At 67.8% G+C, this 14,134-nt stretch carries 13 protein-coding genes; 11 read left to right on the top strand and 2 right to left on the bottom strand.

What is annotated here, in order from left to right:
• Nucleotides 1-18: 18 nt before the first annotated feature.
• Together POL67_RS44315 and POL67_RS44310 are read left to right on the top strand one after the other, a co-directional pair.
• Nucleotides 19-1,491: a choice-of-anchor L domain-containing protein gene (locus POL67_RS44315; protein ID WP_271927367.1), complete on the top strand. Its 1,473-nt coding sequence runs from the start codon at nt 19-21 to the stop codon at nt 1,489-1,491.
• 175 nt (nt 1,492-1,666) lie between these two features.
• Complete coding sequence (locus POL67_RS44310; protein WP_271927366.1) at nt 1,667-2,959, top strand: choice-of-anchor L domain-containing protein; 1,293 nt, start codon at nt 1,667-1,669, stop codon at nt 2,957-2,959.
• Nucleotides 2,960-3,034: 75 nt separating this feature from the next.
• Here the strand turns inward: POL67_RS44310 and POL67_RS44305 are convergent, their stop codons facing one another.
• Complete coding sequence (locus POL67_RS44305; RefSeq protein ID WP_271927365.1) at nt 3,035-3,976, bottom strand: lipoyl protein ligase domain-containing protein; 942 nt, start codon at nt 3,974-3,976, stop codon at nt 3,035-3,037.
• Nucleotides 3,977-4,165: 189 nt separating this feature from the next.
• On the opposite strand from POL67_RS44305, the gene POL67_RS44300 reads away from it, so the two are divergent.
• From POL67_RS44300 to POL67_RS44270, 7 genes are all read left to right on the top strand, one after another.
• Nucleotides 4,166-4,714: a MerR family transcriptional regulator gene (locus POL67_RS44300; protein WP_271927364.1), complete on the top strand. Its 549-nt coding sequence runs from the start codon at nt 4,166-4,168 to the stop codon at nt 4,712-4,714.
• A gap of 27 nt (nt 4,715-4,741) precedes the next feature.
• Nucleotides 4,742-5,965, top strand: coding sequence for an IscS subfamily cysteine desulfurase (locus POL67_RS44295; RefSeq protein WP_276076136.1), 1,224 nt, complete (start codon nt 4,742-4,744; stop codon nt 5,963-5,965).
• A gap of 24 nt (nt 5,966-5,989) precedes the next feature.
• A complete protein-coding gene (gene iscU, locus POL67_RS44290; protein ID WP_136932297.1) occupies nt 5,990-6,394 on the top strand; it encodes a Fe-S cluster assembly scaffold IscU in 405 nt (134 codons plus the stop codon).
• 35 nt (nt 6,395-6,429) lie between these two features.
• Nucleotides 6,430-6,849 (top strand): HesB/IscA family protein, encoded by a 420-nt coding sequence (locus tag POL67_RS44285; RefSeq protein WP_271927363.1) that lies wholly within the window; start codon nt 6,430-6,432, stop codon nt 6,847-6,849.
• Nucleotides 6,850-6,901: 52 nt separating this feature from the next.
• Nucleotides 6,902-7,432: a Fe-S protein assembly co-chaperone HscB gene (hscB, locus tag POL67_RS44280; protein WP_271927361.1), complete on the top strand. Its 531-nt coding sequence runs from the start codon at nt 6,902-6,904 to the stop codon at nt 7,430-7,432.
• Nucleotides 7,433-7,498: 66 nt separating this feature from the next.
• Nucleotides 7,499-9,457 (top strand): Fe-S protein assembly chaperone HscA, encoded by a 1,959-nt coding sequence (gene hscA / locus POL67_RS44275; protein WP_271927360.1) that lies wholly within the window; start codon nt 7,499-7,501, stop codon nt 9,455-9,457.
• Nucleotides 9,457-9,819, top strand: a complete 363-nt coding sequence (locus POL67_RS44270; RefSeq protein WP_271927359.1) for a 2Fe-2S iron-sulfur cluster-binding protein — start codon at nt 9,457-9,459, stop codon at nt 9,817-9,819. The genes hscA and POL67_RS44270 overlap by 1 nt, the downstream gene beginning before the upstream one ends.
• Here the strand turns inward: POL67_RS44270 and POL67_RS44265 are convergent.
• A complete protein-coding gene (locus POL67_RS44265) occupies nt 9,816-10,079 on the bottom strand; it encodes a hypothetical protein (protein ID WP_271927358.1) in 264 nt (87 codons plus the stop codon). The two genes, POL67_RS44270 and POL67_RS44265, sit on opposite strands and share 4 nt — an antisense overlap.
• 163 nt (nt 10,080-10,242) lie before the next feature.
• Between POL67_RS44265 and POL67_RS44260 the strand changes: the two genes are divergently transcribed.
• Together POL67_RS44260 and POL67_RS44255 are read left to right on the top strand one after the other, a co-directional pair.
• Nucleotides 10,243-12,561, top strand: coding sequence for a GumC family protein (locus tag POL67_RS44260; RefSeq protein ID WP_271927356.1), 2,319 nt, complete (start codon nt 10,243-10,245; stop codon nt 12,559-12,561).
• Nucleotides 12,558-14,120, top strand: coding sequence for a hypothetical protein (locus tag POL67_RS44255; protein ID WP_271927354.1), 1,563 nt, complete (start codon nt 12,558-12,560; stop codon nt 14,118-14,120). Before POL67_RS44260 ends, POL67_RS44255 begins: the two co-directional genes overlap by 4 nt.
• The last annotated feature ends 14 nt before the right edge of the window (nt 14,121-14,134 follow it).

Genomic DNA, 14,134 nt, shown 5'->3' with positions numbered 1-14,134 from the left:
CGTTCGGCTACGCTAGGCATGCTTGCGCTCGCCGTGTCCATCGATACGTGCGTCTTCCTTTCCCCGAGGTACCGCTTGCTCGACGTGGCCGATCCGGCGGGCCATCGGGCGACGACGGCGACCGTGAGTCCCCGAAGAATCCTTTTGCATCACGAGGGCGTCGTCATGAAGCGGTCGAGAACATCCACATGGTTCGGGCTCGTCGGGTTGTGCGTCGTCGCCGCGACGACGGCGGGCGCATGCGCGGCGGGCGGCGGCAGCGGCAACTCCGGGGGGGAGGGTGGAACCGGCGGCGCCGGCGGCATGGGCGGTGCCGGCAACTTCGGTCAGGGTGGCGATGGAAACATCCTCATCACGACGAGCACCTCGTCGACCGGCACGGGCGGCGCGGGCGGCAGTGCTTGTGACGAAGGCGCGCCCGACGCGGACAACGACGGCGACGGCTACACCGAGCTCGAAGGCGACTGCAACGACTGCGACAAGTTCGTCAATCCGAACGCGGTCGAGGTCATCGCGGAGAAGGACGAGAACGGCAACCTCCCCGAGCCTGCGGACGAGGACTGCGACGGCACGGTCGACGTCCTGCCGCCTCCCTGCGACAGCGGACTCGCGCTCGCCAGCATGGATCCCGCCGACGCGGCGAAGGCGATCGGCGTCTGCAGGTTCCTGAAGAGCGCGAAGTGGGTGCTCGCGGACGGGACCCCGCCGCCGGTCAACGCGGCGCAACAGGCGAACTTCCACCTCGGGCACGGGATCGTCCCGAAGCTCGGGACGAACAACAACCCGCAGGAGGGCAACTCGATGCTCCTCCTGTCGTCGGGCAAGGCGCGGGACAAGGGCGACGTGGACGCCACGTACCGCACGTTCGACAAGGGGTACACGAGCAACGCGCCCTTCGGCTTCCCGAAGGCGAGCCCCTCGTGCCCCAACGTGCTCACGGGCCTACCGCACGACGCGACGGGCCTGGAGATGGAGGTCGACGTCCCGTCGAACGCGCTCAGCGTCTCGTTCGACTTCCAGTTCTTGAGCTACGAGTGGCCGGACTTCCTGTGCCGCGAGTACAACGACTTCTTCGTCGCGTACATGGTCCCGTTCCCGATGGGGCAGAGCGACGGGAACATTGCGTTCGACATGTTCGGCGCGCCGATCAGCGTGAACAATAAATTCTTCGAGGCGTGCGGTTGCCCGGGGAACCCCGTGGGGCCCACGGGGGAGTGCGTGGCGAGCGGGTTCTCGTTCAAGTGCGCTCTCGAGACGAAGCAGCTCCTCGGGACCACGTTCGAGAAGGACGAAGCGAATGCCGGCTGGACACACGGCTCGACGGGGTGGCTGCGTACGACGACGGCCGTGACGCCGGGCGCTCCGATCCGCCTGCGCCTCGTCACGTACGATTCCTCGGACGGGAAGGTCGACTCCTCCGCGTTGATCGACAACTGGCGCTGGTCGGGCAAGGCCGGCACCACGGTGACCGAGGTCATCATCCCGAAGTGACCCGCTGCGCGTGTCCGGAGCGTCCTCTCCCCTCGCGGCGCTCCGGACGCGATCTCTGTTCAAGAACGTCAACGCGTTGGTACACTTTGAGCGCAGTCCGCGCGCGTGTGGTGTGCGGCGCTGTGTTCGCGTCCGGCTTGGCTTGTCTCCGTGTGAGCGGGGATGGAGAAGGATCATGAAGCGTAGCCATCTGGTTCTGTTCGGTCTCGCCGCGGTTTTGGGCGTCGCCGCGGCAGGCTCCGCCGGTTGCGGGGCGACCGGCGGTCGCAACGTGTTCGGCGACGGCGGGTCCGGTGGAGAGGACTCGGGGGGCAACGGCGGCTCGGGCTCCTCCGGGCAACCTGGCACCGGGGGCTCGGCCTCGGATGGTGTGGGCGGCACGTTCGTCGGCTCGGGCGGCAACGGCACCGGCGGCGAAGCGCAGTGCAGCAACGATACGAACGTCGACAACGACGGCGACGGATTCTCTGAAGCGCAGGGCGACTGCAACGACTGCGACCCCAACGTCTCGCCGGGCTCGATCGAGGTTGCTACGGATCCGAACGATCCGATGGCGAAGCCTGCGGACGAGGACTGCGACTCGGTCGTCGACAACGTCGCGCCTGCGTCGTGCGACGACAACATCGGGCTCCAGGACACGGATCCGCAGAACGGCGCACGCGCGCTCGACCTCTGCCAGTTCACCACGCCGGCCGACAAGAAGTGGGGCGTGCTCAGCGCGCAGTACGTGCGCGCGAACGGCAACCCCGCCTCGTACACGAGGCACATCGGCATCCAGAGCGGCTTCGGGCCGAACGTGAACGTGCAGAAGGGCACGCGCATGCTCACGCTCTCCTCTGGCTACGCGCGCCTTCCGAACCAAGCGGGCGCTTGCGGCAGCCTGAGCTGCAGCGAGATCGGCGCCGGCACCCCGCCGCCCGGCTTCCCGCAGGACGTGCCCGGCTGCTCGGGCGATCCGGACATCAACGACGACGTCGGGCTCCAGGTGAAGATCCGGTCGCCGAAGAACGCGACGGGCTACAAGTTCAAGTTCAAGTTCTACTCGATGGAGTTCCCGGAGTACGTCTGCACGGCGTTCAACGATCAGTTCATCGCGCTCGTGACGCCGGAGCCGCAGGGCTCGATCAACGGCAACATCTCCTTCGACAAGAACACGAACCCGGTGAGCGTCAACATCGCGTACTTCGACGTCTGCTCGTACGACTCGTTCTACCCGCAGTTCACCTGCCCGTCCGGCCCGGGCGAGATGGAGGGCACGGGCTTCGGCACGTGGGACGAGGCGGGCGGCACGTCGTGGTTGCAGACGCAGGCCCCGATCAAGGGCGGCGACGAGGTGACGATCCGCTGGGCCATCTGGGACACGGGCGACACCGCGTGGGACTCGACGGTCCTCGTCGACGGGTTCGAGTGGGTCGCGAACGGCGGCACGGTCGTCGTCGGCACGGATCCGATCGAAGATCCCAAGTGAGCTGACCCGCTCGCTTCGAGGAAAAACGCCCTGCCAACGCGGGGCGTTTTTCTTTTGGGGGTGAACGATCGATCCTCAGCAGGTGAGCAGATCGGCCATCGTCGCGCCTTCGAGCGCGATCTCCGGCAGGCCCGCGTCTCCTTGGGTTGCGATGCGCGCGAGCGCCCAGCGCGGCGCGAGCACGTCTCCGCCGAGCCATGCGCGCCGTGCACCATCGGGCTCGACTGCGGATTCGATCCAGCCGATCGGGACACGCACGGCTGGTTTGAGGAGCAATCTTTCGGGGACGGGATCGCGCGCGCGCTCGATCGGGGCGAAGGGGCGCGTGTCGAGCTCGTCCGCTCCGATCGTCGGCGTCGTGATCGTGGGCTCGGTGCGTGCGCGCAACGCATCGAGAAGAGCGTGCGCGAACCGATCGAGGTCGAGCGGCGCGTCGGCCGCGAGTTCGGCGAGGGACGCGGGCTTCTTGCCGAGGAACCGATCGACAGCTCGCTCGCTCTCGGTCGTGATCTCGTCGGGCAACGCGATCGCCGCGTCGTACCCGACGAACGCCTCCACGAGGACGGCACCCGACGCGGCGACGTCGAAGCCGAGCAGCGCCGCCGGCCGACGACGCAGCGTGATCCATTCGCGTCCGAAATAATGTGCGAGCATTCCTGCGCGGGTCAACGCGCCGAGGAGCGGGCGCACGTTCCGGTTCAGCAGCGTCCGCGGCGTCGCGTCTGCGACGAGCGCTGCGACGTGCGGCAACGCGAGCGTCACCACGAGGCCCCGGCCGCCGAGCCAGGCTGCCGTCCCCGTCGTCGCGCGCCGCAGGATCGGGATGCCCCTCTGCGCGCACGCTGCGAGGTCCAAGACGCGGCCTGCTCGCTGCGCCGCGCCGAGCACCACCGCGGCTCCGTCGACCAGGCTCAGCGCGAGGTGCGCCGCCTGGGCCTGCTCGGCTCGCTCGACAAGCGCGGGGCCGAGCGCGAGCACCTCAGGGATCGCGCGCCTCCTCAGCTCGATCGCATGCATTTTCGTCCTGCTCCGGTTGACAGCCTCCCGAGGGGCGCCTAAACCTTCCGTTAGGTAACCCTCACGCATGCGTGAGGGTTGGAGTTTTGGATGCGGCCGATTCGCCACCTACCTTTAGCGCGTGGACTCGACGAGAGAGGTGTCCTTCCTCTCCCGAATGGCGTTCGTGCGGGTGCGCATCGGGCCGACGTGGGGCTCGTGCCGCCGGATCTCGACGAGGATCGGGACGGGCACGGGGCCGAGCGCCTTCTCCAGGTCGGGGACATCGCGCGGGCCGTCGGCAAGACGGTGCGAGCGATCCACCACTACGAGGACGTGGGTTTGCTCCGGCCGCACGCGCGGTCGAAGGGCCGGTATCGGCTCTACGATCAGGCGGCGGTCACGCGGGTCCGGTGGATCGGCAAGCTGCACGATCTCGGCCTCAGCCTCTCGCAGATCCAGGAGATCGTCGCGTTCTGGGAGAGCGCGCCTTCGGCCCCCGAGGCGATGGCGCAGGTCCGGTCGATCTACCAGCAGAAGCTCGAAGAGACGCGCGCGCAGATCGCGCGGCTCTCCTCGCTCGAGCGTGAGCTCGAGGCGAGCATCGATTACCTCGACACGTGCGACACGTGTGCACCCGACGAGCTCGTGGCCGCTTGCACCGACTGCAACGTGCATGATCGGACGCAGGCCGAGCCCGAGCTGGTGGCCGGAATTCACGGCGGAAACGGGCACTCCCGAGGTGGCGCGGACCGCTAGAGGGTGCTTCGAAGAGAGACGAAACCGATGTCGATCCAGATCCCGATTTACATGGACTACCACGCCACGACGCCGGTCGATCCGCGCGTCGTGGAGGCGATGCTGCCGTATTTCAACGCCCGGTTCGGCAACGCGGCCAGCCGGAGCCACGTGTTCGGGTGGACGGCGGAGGAAGCGGTCTCGCGCTCGCGGGAGATCCTGGCGAAGCTCGTGGGCGCGTCGAATCCGAAGGAGATCGTCTTCACGTCGGGCGCGACCGAGAGCAACAACCTCGCGATCAAGGGCGTCGCCGAGCTCTACAAGGAGAAGGGCAACCACATCGTCACCACGGTGATCGAGCACAAGGCCGTGCTCGACACGTGCAAGCGCCTGGAGAAGCAGGGCTATGACGTGACGTACCTGCCCGTCGGCAAGGATGGTCGCGTCGATCCTGACGACGTCGCGAAGGCGATCACGGACAAGACGATCCTCGTCTCGGTGATGCTCGCGAACAACGAGGTCGGCACGGTGCAGCCGATCGCGGAGATCGGCAAGATCACGCGGTCACGCGGCGTCCTTCTGCACTCCGACGCGGTGCAGGGCGTGGGCAAGGTGCCCTTCGACGTCGAGGCGATGCACGTCGATCTCGCCTCGATCACCGCGCACAAGATGTATGGGCCCAAAGGCGTTGGTGGTCTCTACGTGCGCCGGTCGAAGCCGCGCGTGCGCCTCGTCGCGCAGATGGACGGTGGCGGGCACGAGTACGGCATGCGCTCGGGCACGTTGAACGTGCCGGGCATCGTGGGCTTCGCCAGGGCCGCGGAGATCATGCTGGAGGAGGGACGCGCGGAGAGCGAGCGCATCCTCGCGCTGCGTGAAAAACTCCGCCGGCGCATCACGAGCGAGCTCGACGAGGTCATCGTGAACGGCTCGCTCGAGCACCGGCTCCCGGGCAACCTCAACCTCTCGTTCGCGTTCGTCGAGGGCGAGGCCATGATCATGGCGATCAAGGACGTGGCGGTGTCGAGCGGCTCGGCTTGCACGAGCGCGAGCCTCGAACCCTCATACGTGCTGCACGCGATGGGCATCGGCGACGACCTCGCCCACTCGTCGATTCGGTTTGGCCTCGGTCGTTTCACCACCGAGGAGGAGGTCGACTACGTGGCCGACCTCGTGATCCGCAAGGTGAACAAGCTCCGCGAGATGTCCCCGCTCTACGAGATGCACAAGGAAGGCATCGATCTCGCTTCCGTGCAGTGGGCCGCGCATTGATTTGAGGTAGGAGAGTTTCGAGCCATGGCATACAGCGAGAAAGTCATCGAGCACTACGAGAACCCGCGCAACGTGGGCACCCTCGACAAGAACGACGAGCACGTCGGCACGGGGCTCGTCGGTGCTCCGGCTTGCGGCGACGTGATGCGCCTGCAGATCAAGGTGAGCGACGCGGGCGTCATCGAGGACGCGAAGTTCAAGACGTTCGGCTGCGGCTCGGCGATCGCCTCTTCGTCCCTCGCCACCGAGTGGCTCAAGGGCAAGACGATCGACGAGGCCGAGCAGATCAAGAACAGCATGATCGCGGAGGAGCTCCACCTGCCGCCGGTGAAGATCCACTGCTCGGTGCTCGCCGAGGACGCGATCAAGAGCGCGATCGCCGACTTCCGGTCGAAGCAGGCGGCGAAGAAGGCCCTCCCGGGGCAGTGACGGCGCCCTTCGGGAAGGTGGACGGAGAACGTACGATGAACGCGACCAGCGAAGTTTCGCAGAGCAACCAGACGGAGCAGCGAGCGCCCGCGCCGACCGACGCGAAGAAGACGATCGGCGTGACGTCGGCCGCGGTCGACGCGATGCGGACGAACCTCGCCAAGCGCGGCACGCCCGACGCTGCGATCCGCATCGGGATCCGGGGCGGTGGCTGCTCGGGTTTCTCGTACGTCATCGAGTTCGACGACGACGCCCCGCGCAAGGGCGACCTGGTCCTCGAGTACCCCGAGGAAGGCAAGAGCACGGTCCGCGTCTACTGCGACAAGAAGAGCATCCTTTACCTCGGCGGCTCGGTGCTCGACTGGGAGAAGACCCTGATGTTCCAGGGCTTCAAGTTCAAGAACCCCAAGGAAGCAAGCCGTTGCGGCTGCGGCCACTCCTTCACCGTCGGCTGAGCAGGCTCCTTCCGCCGCGGCGCGGACGCTGCATCCCACCGCTCCTCTCACGATGATCGATCCCTTCCAGACGCTGGGCGTCGAGGCCCGCTTCGACCTCGATCCGGACGACCTCGCGCGCCGGCACCGTGACCTCTCGCGTGCGCTCCACCCCGACCGCTACGCAGGCGCGCCCGCGGCCGAGCGGCGTTTGTCCCTGTCGCGCGCGATCGAAGTGAACGACGCCTTCCGCGTCCTGAAGGACCCGATCCGCCGCGCCGAGGCGCTCCTTCGCCGCGCCGGCGTGCCCGTCGGGGAGACCGCCGAGCCGAAGCCGTCGCCCGATCTCCTGATGGAGATGATGGAGCGGCGCGAGGAGCTCGGGGATGCGCGGCGGCGGAAGGATCTCGCGGCCGTCGGTGCGCTCGCGGAGGCGATCCGCGGGCGTGAGCGTGAGGTGCTCGCGTCGATGGGCCGCCAGTTTGCAGCGTCCGATCCGGACGCGACCAAGCTCGCGGTCGTCCTGCCCGAGCTCGGCGAGCTCCGTTATCTTCGGCGCTTCCTCGACGAGGCGAGCGCGATCGAGGAAGAGCTCTCTTCCTGATCTTGAAAGGCCCTCATTCCACGTGAGGGCTACGCTCGGACAAGCCGAGCTTGGCCCGCGAACCCCATGGCTCTACTCGAAATCTTCGACCCCAAGGCGGCCCCGAGGCCGATCGGCATCGACCTCGGCACCACGAACTCGCTCGTCGCGCGTGTCCGTGACGGCAAGCCCGTCGTCATCACCGACTGCAACGCGGAGAAGCTCGTCCCTTCGGTCGTGCACTACGACCCGCGCGGCCGCGTGATCGTCGGCGTGGACGCGCAGCGCCTCGCGGTCGATTTTCCGCGCGAGACCATCGTCAGCGTGAAGCGCTTCATGGGGCGAGGGGCCGACGATCCCGAGACGCGCAGGCTCGGCACGTACGACTTCGTCGAGCCGAAGACGCCCGAGGAGGCGAAGAGCGTGCGGTTCAAGATCCGCGATCGCTCGGTCACGCCCGTCGAGGTCTCGGCCGAGGTCCTCAAGGTCCTCCGTTCGCTCGCCGAGGACGAGCTGCGCTCCGTCGGCGGCGTGGTGATCACCGTGCCTGCGTACTTCGACGACGCGCAGCGACAGGCGACGAAGGACGCGGGCAAGCTCGCGGGCCTCGACGTGCTCCGGCTCCTCAACGAGCCGACCGCCGCGGCGCTCGCGTATGGTCTCGAAAAACAGAAGAACGGCCTGTTCGCCGTGTACGACCTCGGCGGCGGCACCTTCGACGTGACGATCCTCCTGCTCGACGACGGCGTCTTCCAGGTGCGCTCGACCGGCGGCGACAGCGCCCTCGGCGGCGACGACATGGACCGCGCGCTCGCCGAGAGGCTGCTCCAGGACCTCGGTGTTCCCGCGGAGAACCGTCCTCGCGAGCTCGTGCGGCTCGCGCTCGATACGGCGCGCAAGATCAAGCACGGGCTCACCGAGAACGATCGTGTCGAGGCCGAGATCGAGGTCCCGGGCGGCACGCGCAAGCTCACCGTCACGCGGGACGAGTTCGAGGCGTTGATCAAACCGATCGTCGAGCGCACGGGCGTCGCTTGCCGGCGCGCGCTCCGCGACGCTGGCGTGACGGCTGACGAGCTCGACGGCGTCATCCTCGTCGGCGGCTCGACCCGCGTGCCGTACGTGCGGCAGTACGTGGAAAAACTCTTCGGCAAGCCACCGCTCTGCGACCTCGACCCCGAGGAGGTCGTCGCGCTCGGCGCTGCGATCCAGGCCGACATCCTCGCCGGCACGAAGGAGCGCGCCGACGAGGTCCTCCTGCTCGACGTCCTCCCGCTCTCGCTCGGCCTCGAAACGATGGGCGGCGTCGTCGAAAAGATCCTCCCGCGCAACACCACGATCCCGGCCGGCGCGCGACAAACCTTCACGACGTACGCCGACAACCAGACCGGCTTCGATCTCCACATCGTCCAGGGGGAGCGCGAGCTCGCGATCGACTGCCGCTCCCTGGCTCGCTTTGTCCTCAAAGGAATCCCGCCCATGCCCGCGGGCCTCGCGCGACTCGAAGTCACGTTCCGCGTGGATGCGGACGGCCTCCTCAGCGTGACTGCGAACGAGCTCACGACGGGCGTCGAGCAGAAGGTCGAGGTCAAGCCGAGCTACGGCCTCACGGACGAGGAGGTCGAGGCGATGCTCATGGCCGCGCTCGATCACGGCGAGGAGGACCTCGAAAAACGTCAGCTCATCGAGGCGCGCGTCGAGGCCGAGCGGGTCGTGCTCGCCACGAGGAAGGCGCTCGTCGCCGACGCCGACTTGCTCGAAGGCGACGAGGAGCGCGCGCGCATCGACGAGGCGCTCGCCGGGCTCGAAGAGGCCATCCGTGGGACGCGCGCTGCGATCATCCGCGGCCGCACCGAGGTCCTCGACGATGTCACGCACGGCTGGGCCGGCAGGCGCATGGATCGCGCGATCGCTCGGGCGATCGCGGGCAAGGACGTGACGGCGATCGAAGGCACCGTGGCGAAGGCGAGGGGCGTCGAGGCGCACCTCGCCGAGCATGCGGGGCACAATGCACCGGACGGCGACGCCTCCGGGACGGGGAGCTGATGGCAAAGGTACGGTTTTTGGCGCACGGGTCGACGTACGACGTCGAGGTACCGATCGGGACTTCGCTCCTCGAAGCGGCGCGCAAGGTCGAGGCGCCCGAGGGCTCGGCGTGCGGCGGCGTGTGCGCGTGCTCGACGTGTCACGTCTACGTGTTGCGCGGCAAAGAGCTGCTCTCCGAGGCGGAGGAGGACGAGGAGGACATCCTCGACAAGGCCTTCGACGTGCGGCTGAGCTCGCGGCTCGGCTGCCAGGCGAAGATCCATCGCGAGGGCGACATCGAGGCCGAGATCACGCGCGAGAGCCTCGACGCCTTCTACAACGAGCACCCGCAGTACACGGACCCGCGCAAGAAGAAGGGCTAACGCTCGTTCGCGGGCTTCGGCTTCGCGTCGGGCAGGGCCGGGGCGCGTTTGGCTCGTTCGACGTTCGCGGCCACCTCGTGGGCGAGGTCGCGCGCCGCGTGGGCGAAGGCTTGCGCGGCTTCGCGCGCCGGCTTCGTGGAGAAGATCGCCACGACGTGCTGCGCTGACGTCTTGCTCCCGACGGGGACGAGGAAAAACGCGAGGCTCCCGAGCAGGAGCACCACGCCGTTCACCAGGCGCTTGACGAGATCACCGAGCACGCAGGGCCGACCGTAGCCCGCCCGCCCCCGAACCCCCCAATTTTCGGCCGCGATCCTTGCCAGGGAGGAAGCTCCTCCCGCGATCGCGGCCCGCTTGAACATCTGGGGGCGTAGGCGCACCTTAGGCGGAGCCGGCCAGCTCGGCCGCACCCCACTTGCCACCGTGACGGACGCACCTGGAACCTCGACCCTGACGACGCCCAAGCCGACCCAGGCCGTGGAGCGCGCGCCCGAGGGGGCCCTGAGCCCTGCCGTCGTCTGGCAGATGGTTCGCAAGTACTGGTCCACGGCGCTCGGGGCGGCGCTCGTGGTCTCGCTCGCGGCGACGTTCAACACGCTCGGCCAGGTCAAAATCTACCAGGCGCAGTCGACGATCCTCTTCGACCCGAACCCGCCGCGTCCCCTCGGCCAGAAGGTCGAGAACATCGTGGACCTCGGCTCGGGCAGCTTCTGGGACAACCGCGAGTATTACGAGACCCAATACAAGATCATCCAATCGATGAAGGTCACGACGGCCGTGGTGAGCGAGCTCGGGCTCCAGCACGACGGCGGCTTTCTCGGCAACCTCCCGCCGGGCACGCCCTCGCCGGACACGAGCGTGCCCGAGGAAATCGCGGCGGAGGTGCTCCGAAGTCGGATCAAGGTTGATCCGGTCAAGGAGAGCCGGCTTGCCGTGATCAAGCTCGAGGACGCCGATCCGCAGCGCGCTCAGCGTATTCTCAACGTCCTCGTCGATACGTACGTCCAGCAAAACCTCGACGACGCGGTGACCTCGACCGCGACGGCCGCGGATTGGCTGCGCAGCCAGCTCGACAAACTCAAGGTCGACCTCGAGTCGAGCGAAATGGCGCTGCACGAGTACAAGGAGACGAAGAACATCCTCTCCGTCGCGATCGACGATCAGTCGAACATGCTGCGCGAGGAGATGAAGCAGCTCAATGACACGCTGACGACGGTCCGGACGCGGAAAGAAGAGTTCCAGGCGCGGCGGGACGAGCTCGCGAAGGTGAAGGGGGAAAACCCCACGGATTTGCCGGCGAGCGAGCTTCTGGAGAGCCATGTCTTGATGGGCCTCCGGACCTCGTACGAGGAGGCGATTCGCACGCGGGACGGCCTGCTCGGCGAGGGCAAGGGGCGCAATTACCCCGACGTGAAGGAGGCCGACGCGCGGGCCGAGGCGGCGAAGAAGGCATTGCTCGCCGAGGTGAAGAACATCCAGCGCGCCCTCGACAAGGATCTCGCCGTCCTGAAGCGCCAGGAGGCGGGCCTCTCGGGGCTCTTCGAGCGGTCGAAAAAGCAGGCGCTCGATCTGAACCTGCTCGAAATCGAATACAATCGCCTCCGACGCTCGAAAGAGAACAACGAAAAGCTTTATTCGCTCGTCCTCGAACGCACGAAGGAGAGCGATCTCGCGCGTGTCCTCCGCGTCAACAACATCCGCGTCCTCGATCGGCCGCTCGTCCCGCGCGCGCCGGTGCGGCCGCAGGTCACGCGCAGCATCGCGATCGGCGTGTTTTTGGGCGTCCTCCTCGGCATTGCGACGGCGCTCGCCCGCGGGCTCCTCGATCGCAGCTTGAAGACGCCCGACGAGGTCGAAAAAGACCTCGGCTTGCCGTTCCTCGGCCTCCTACCCGAGATCGACGACGGCGCGAAGCCCGGGGCGCATTCGCCGCGGCGGCAGCGCGGCAAACCCGTGCGCGTGATGAACTCCGAGCTCATCGTGCACGAACAGCCGACGAGCGGCATCGCCGAGGCGGCGCGCACCATTCGGACGAACCTGCTCTTCATGGCCCCCGACAAACCCTACCGCACGCTGCTCATCACGAGCGCGGGGCCTTCGGAGGGCAAGACCACGGTGGCCACGTGTATTGCGATCGTCATGGCCCAGGCGGGGCAGAAGGTCGCGCTCATCGATTGTGATTTGCGCCGGCCGCGCGTGCATCGGGTCTTCCGGAAGACCTCCGAGGTCGGCGTGACCACGGCGATGCTCGAAGATTCGCTCGACGAGGCCGTGCTCGAGACGGACGTGCCGAACCTGTCGGTCATCCCCGCCGGCCCGATTCCGCCCAATCCGGCGGAGCTGCTCCACAGCGAAAAGTTCAAGAAGTTCCTCGACGACGTGAAGAAGCGCTTCGACCGGGTGATCATCGACAGCCCGCCGATCGTACCGGTCACGGACGCGGCCGTGCTCTCCACGCTCGTCGACGGCACGGTGCTCGTCGTGCGCGCCTTCAAGACGACGAAGGACCTCGCGCGGCACGCGGTGCGCGCGCTGCAGGACATCAGCGCGACGAAGGCGGGCGCGGTGCTCAACGCCGTGAACTTCAACCGCGACGAATACAAGTATCGATATTATTACTACCGTCGCGAAGGGTATTACGAGGGCGAGGACGCGGCGGCGGCGCGGCCCGCGCGGAAGGCGGCACGGGCAAAAGCGGCCGCCGAGGACGAGCACGGCGCGGGGAGCGCTCCGCCGGCTTGACTCGTCCCGCATCCGCGGTCCGGGGCGCCCTCCTCGTCGCGGCGGCCTTCTGCGCGAGCAAGCTCCTCCTTTGCCCCCTGCGCAGCGGTGATTGGCTTTCCCGGCCTCTCGGCGACGACGCATTTTATTACCTGACCGTCGCGCGGAACATCGGAGAGGGACAGGGGATCACCTACGACGGCGCCCCGACGAACGGCTTTCACCCGCTCCAGATGGCGGTGTGTGTCGTGCTCGGTCTGATCACGGGCTTCGACCAGCAGCTCGCGCCGATGGCGCTCGTCTTCTTCAACCTGGCTGTGTTTCACCTGCTCGGGACGTGGCTCCTCGTGCGCCTCGTGTCTCGCCTCGTGCCTGTGAGCGTGCCGCTCGTCGTCTCGCTCGCCGTTCTTTGGAATGCCTCGGGCGCGGGGCTTTTGAGTTATACGGGGCTGGAGACGCCCCTCGCGCTTTGTGGATGGCTCTGGGTCCTCACGGCTTTGCACGATTACCACGCGGGCCCGTCCCTCCGCGCCGCGGGGTGGCTCGGCGTGGCCGGGGGGGTTGCGTTTCTGGCGCGGAACGACATCGCCGTCCTCTGCGGTCTGGCCGTCCTTTCCATGGTTTTCCCGCGGATGCTCGGCGCGTCCTCGGCGGAGACTTCGCTCCGCGATCGGGTGCGGTTCGCCTCGATCGCGGGTGTCGTCATGGTGATCCTCACCTCGCCATGGCTCCTCCGAAACCTCGTCCTTTTCGGCTCACCCATGCCGCAGAGCGGCGCCGCCGAGGCCGTGGGTAGCCTGTACGACGCCGGTCGAATGGCGCAATGGCGCGCCGTCGCCGTGTCCGCCGTCGTCAATTTGGCCGTTGCCAACCTTCCCGTCGATTCGCCCGCGTGGCTCGGCCACATCGTGATCCTCCTCGGCGTCCCCCTCGCGCTCGCGGGTCTCGTGCTCCTGTGGCGCATCGAGCATCGCGCTTCCACCGTGCTCCGGTGCGCCGTGGCGGCCTCGCTCGTCCTCGTCCTCGTCTACGGAAGCGCGTTTGGCGCGGCGCACATGGTCCGGCGGTGGCTCGCGCCGCTCGTGGTGGGGGGGATCCTCGGAGCGACGGCGCTCGCCGCCTCGAAGCGCCCGCGCGCCCTGCATGCCTTTGCGGCCTTCACCGTGTTGCTTTACGTGGCAAAGCTTGGTGTCGAGGTGCGGCGCATTTCGAGCGGCGGCGGGAGTTTTCGCACGAATACCGTGGATCTCGCCGCGTTCGTCGCGCGCCAACCGGCGGGGACGCGGATCGGCGCGCTGCAGAGCGGGCTCCCGGGGTGGGTGCGTCCCGGCGTCGTGAACCTCGACGGCAAGATGGATCGGCGTGTCCTCGCGGCCATTCGCGGGGGTAACTTCGCCACGTGGCTCGCTGCTTCGGACCTCGATATCGCCGTGGATTACGGTTTTTTCGGGCGGGACCTCGATCCCGCCGTCCTCGCCCGGTTCGAGCGGTGCGCCGGGCCGGCCGATCTCATCGTGCTCCGGCGGCGAAGCGAGGGCGTGGTCGCCTTGGAACCCTGTTCCGACGTGAATCCCCGATAACGGCGAACCGCCCG

It is taken from the genome of Polyangium mundeleinium (assembly GCF_028369105.1).
In the GTDB taxonomy this organism is placed as follows: domain Bacteria; phylum Myxococcota_A; class Polyangia; order Polyangiales; family Polyangiaceae; genus Polyangium; species Polyangium mundeleinium.
The sequence above is the reverse complement of the archived record's forward strand: the minus strand, read 5'-3'. Positions and strand labels throughout refer to the sequence as shown.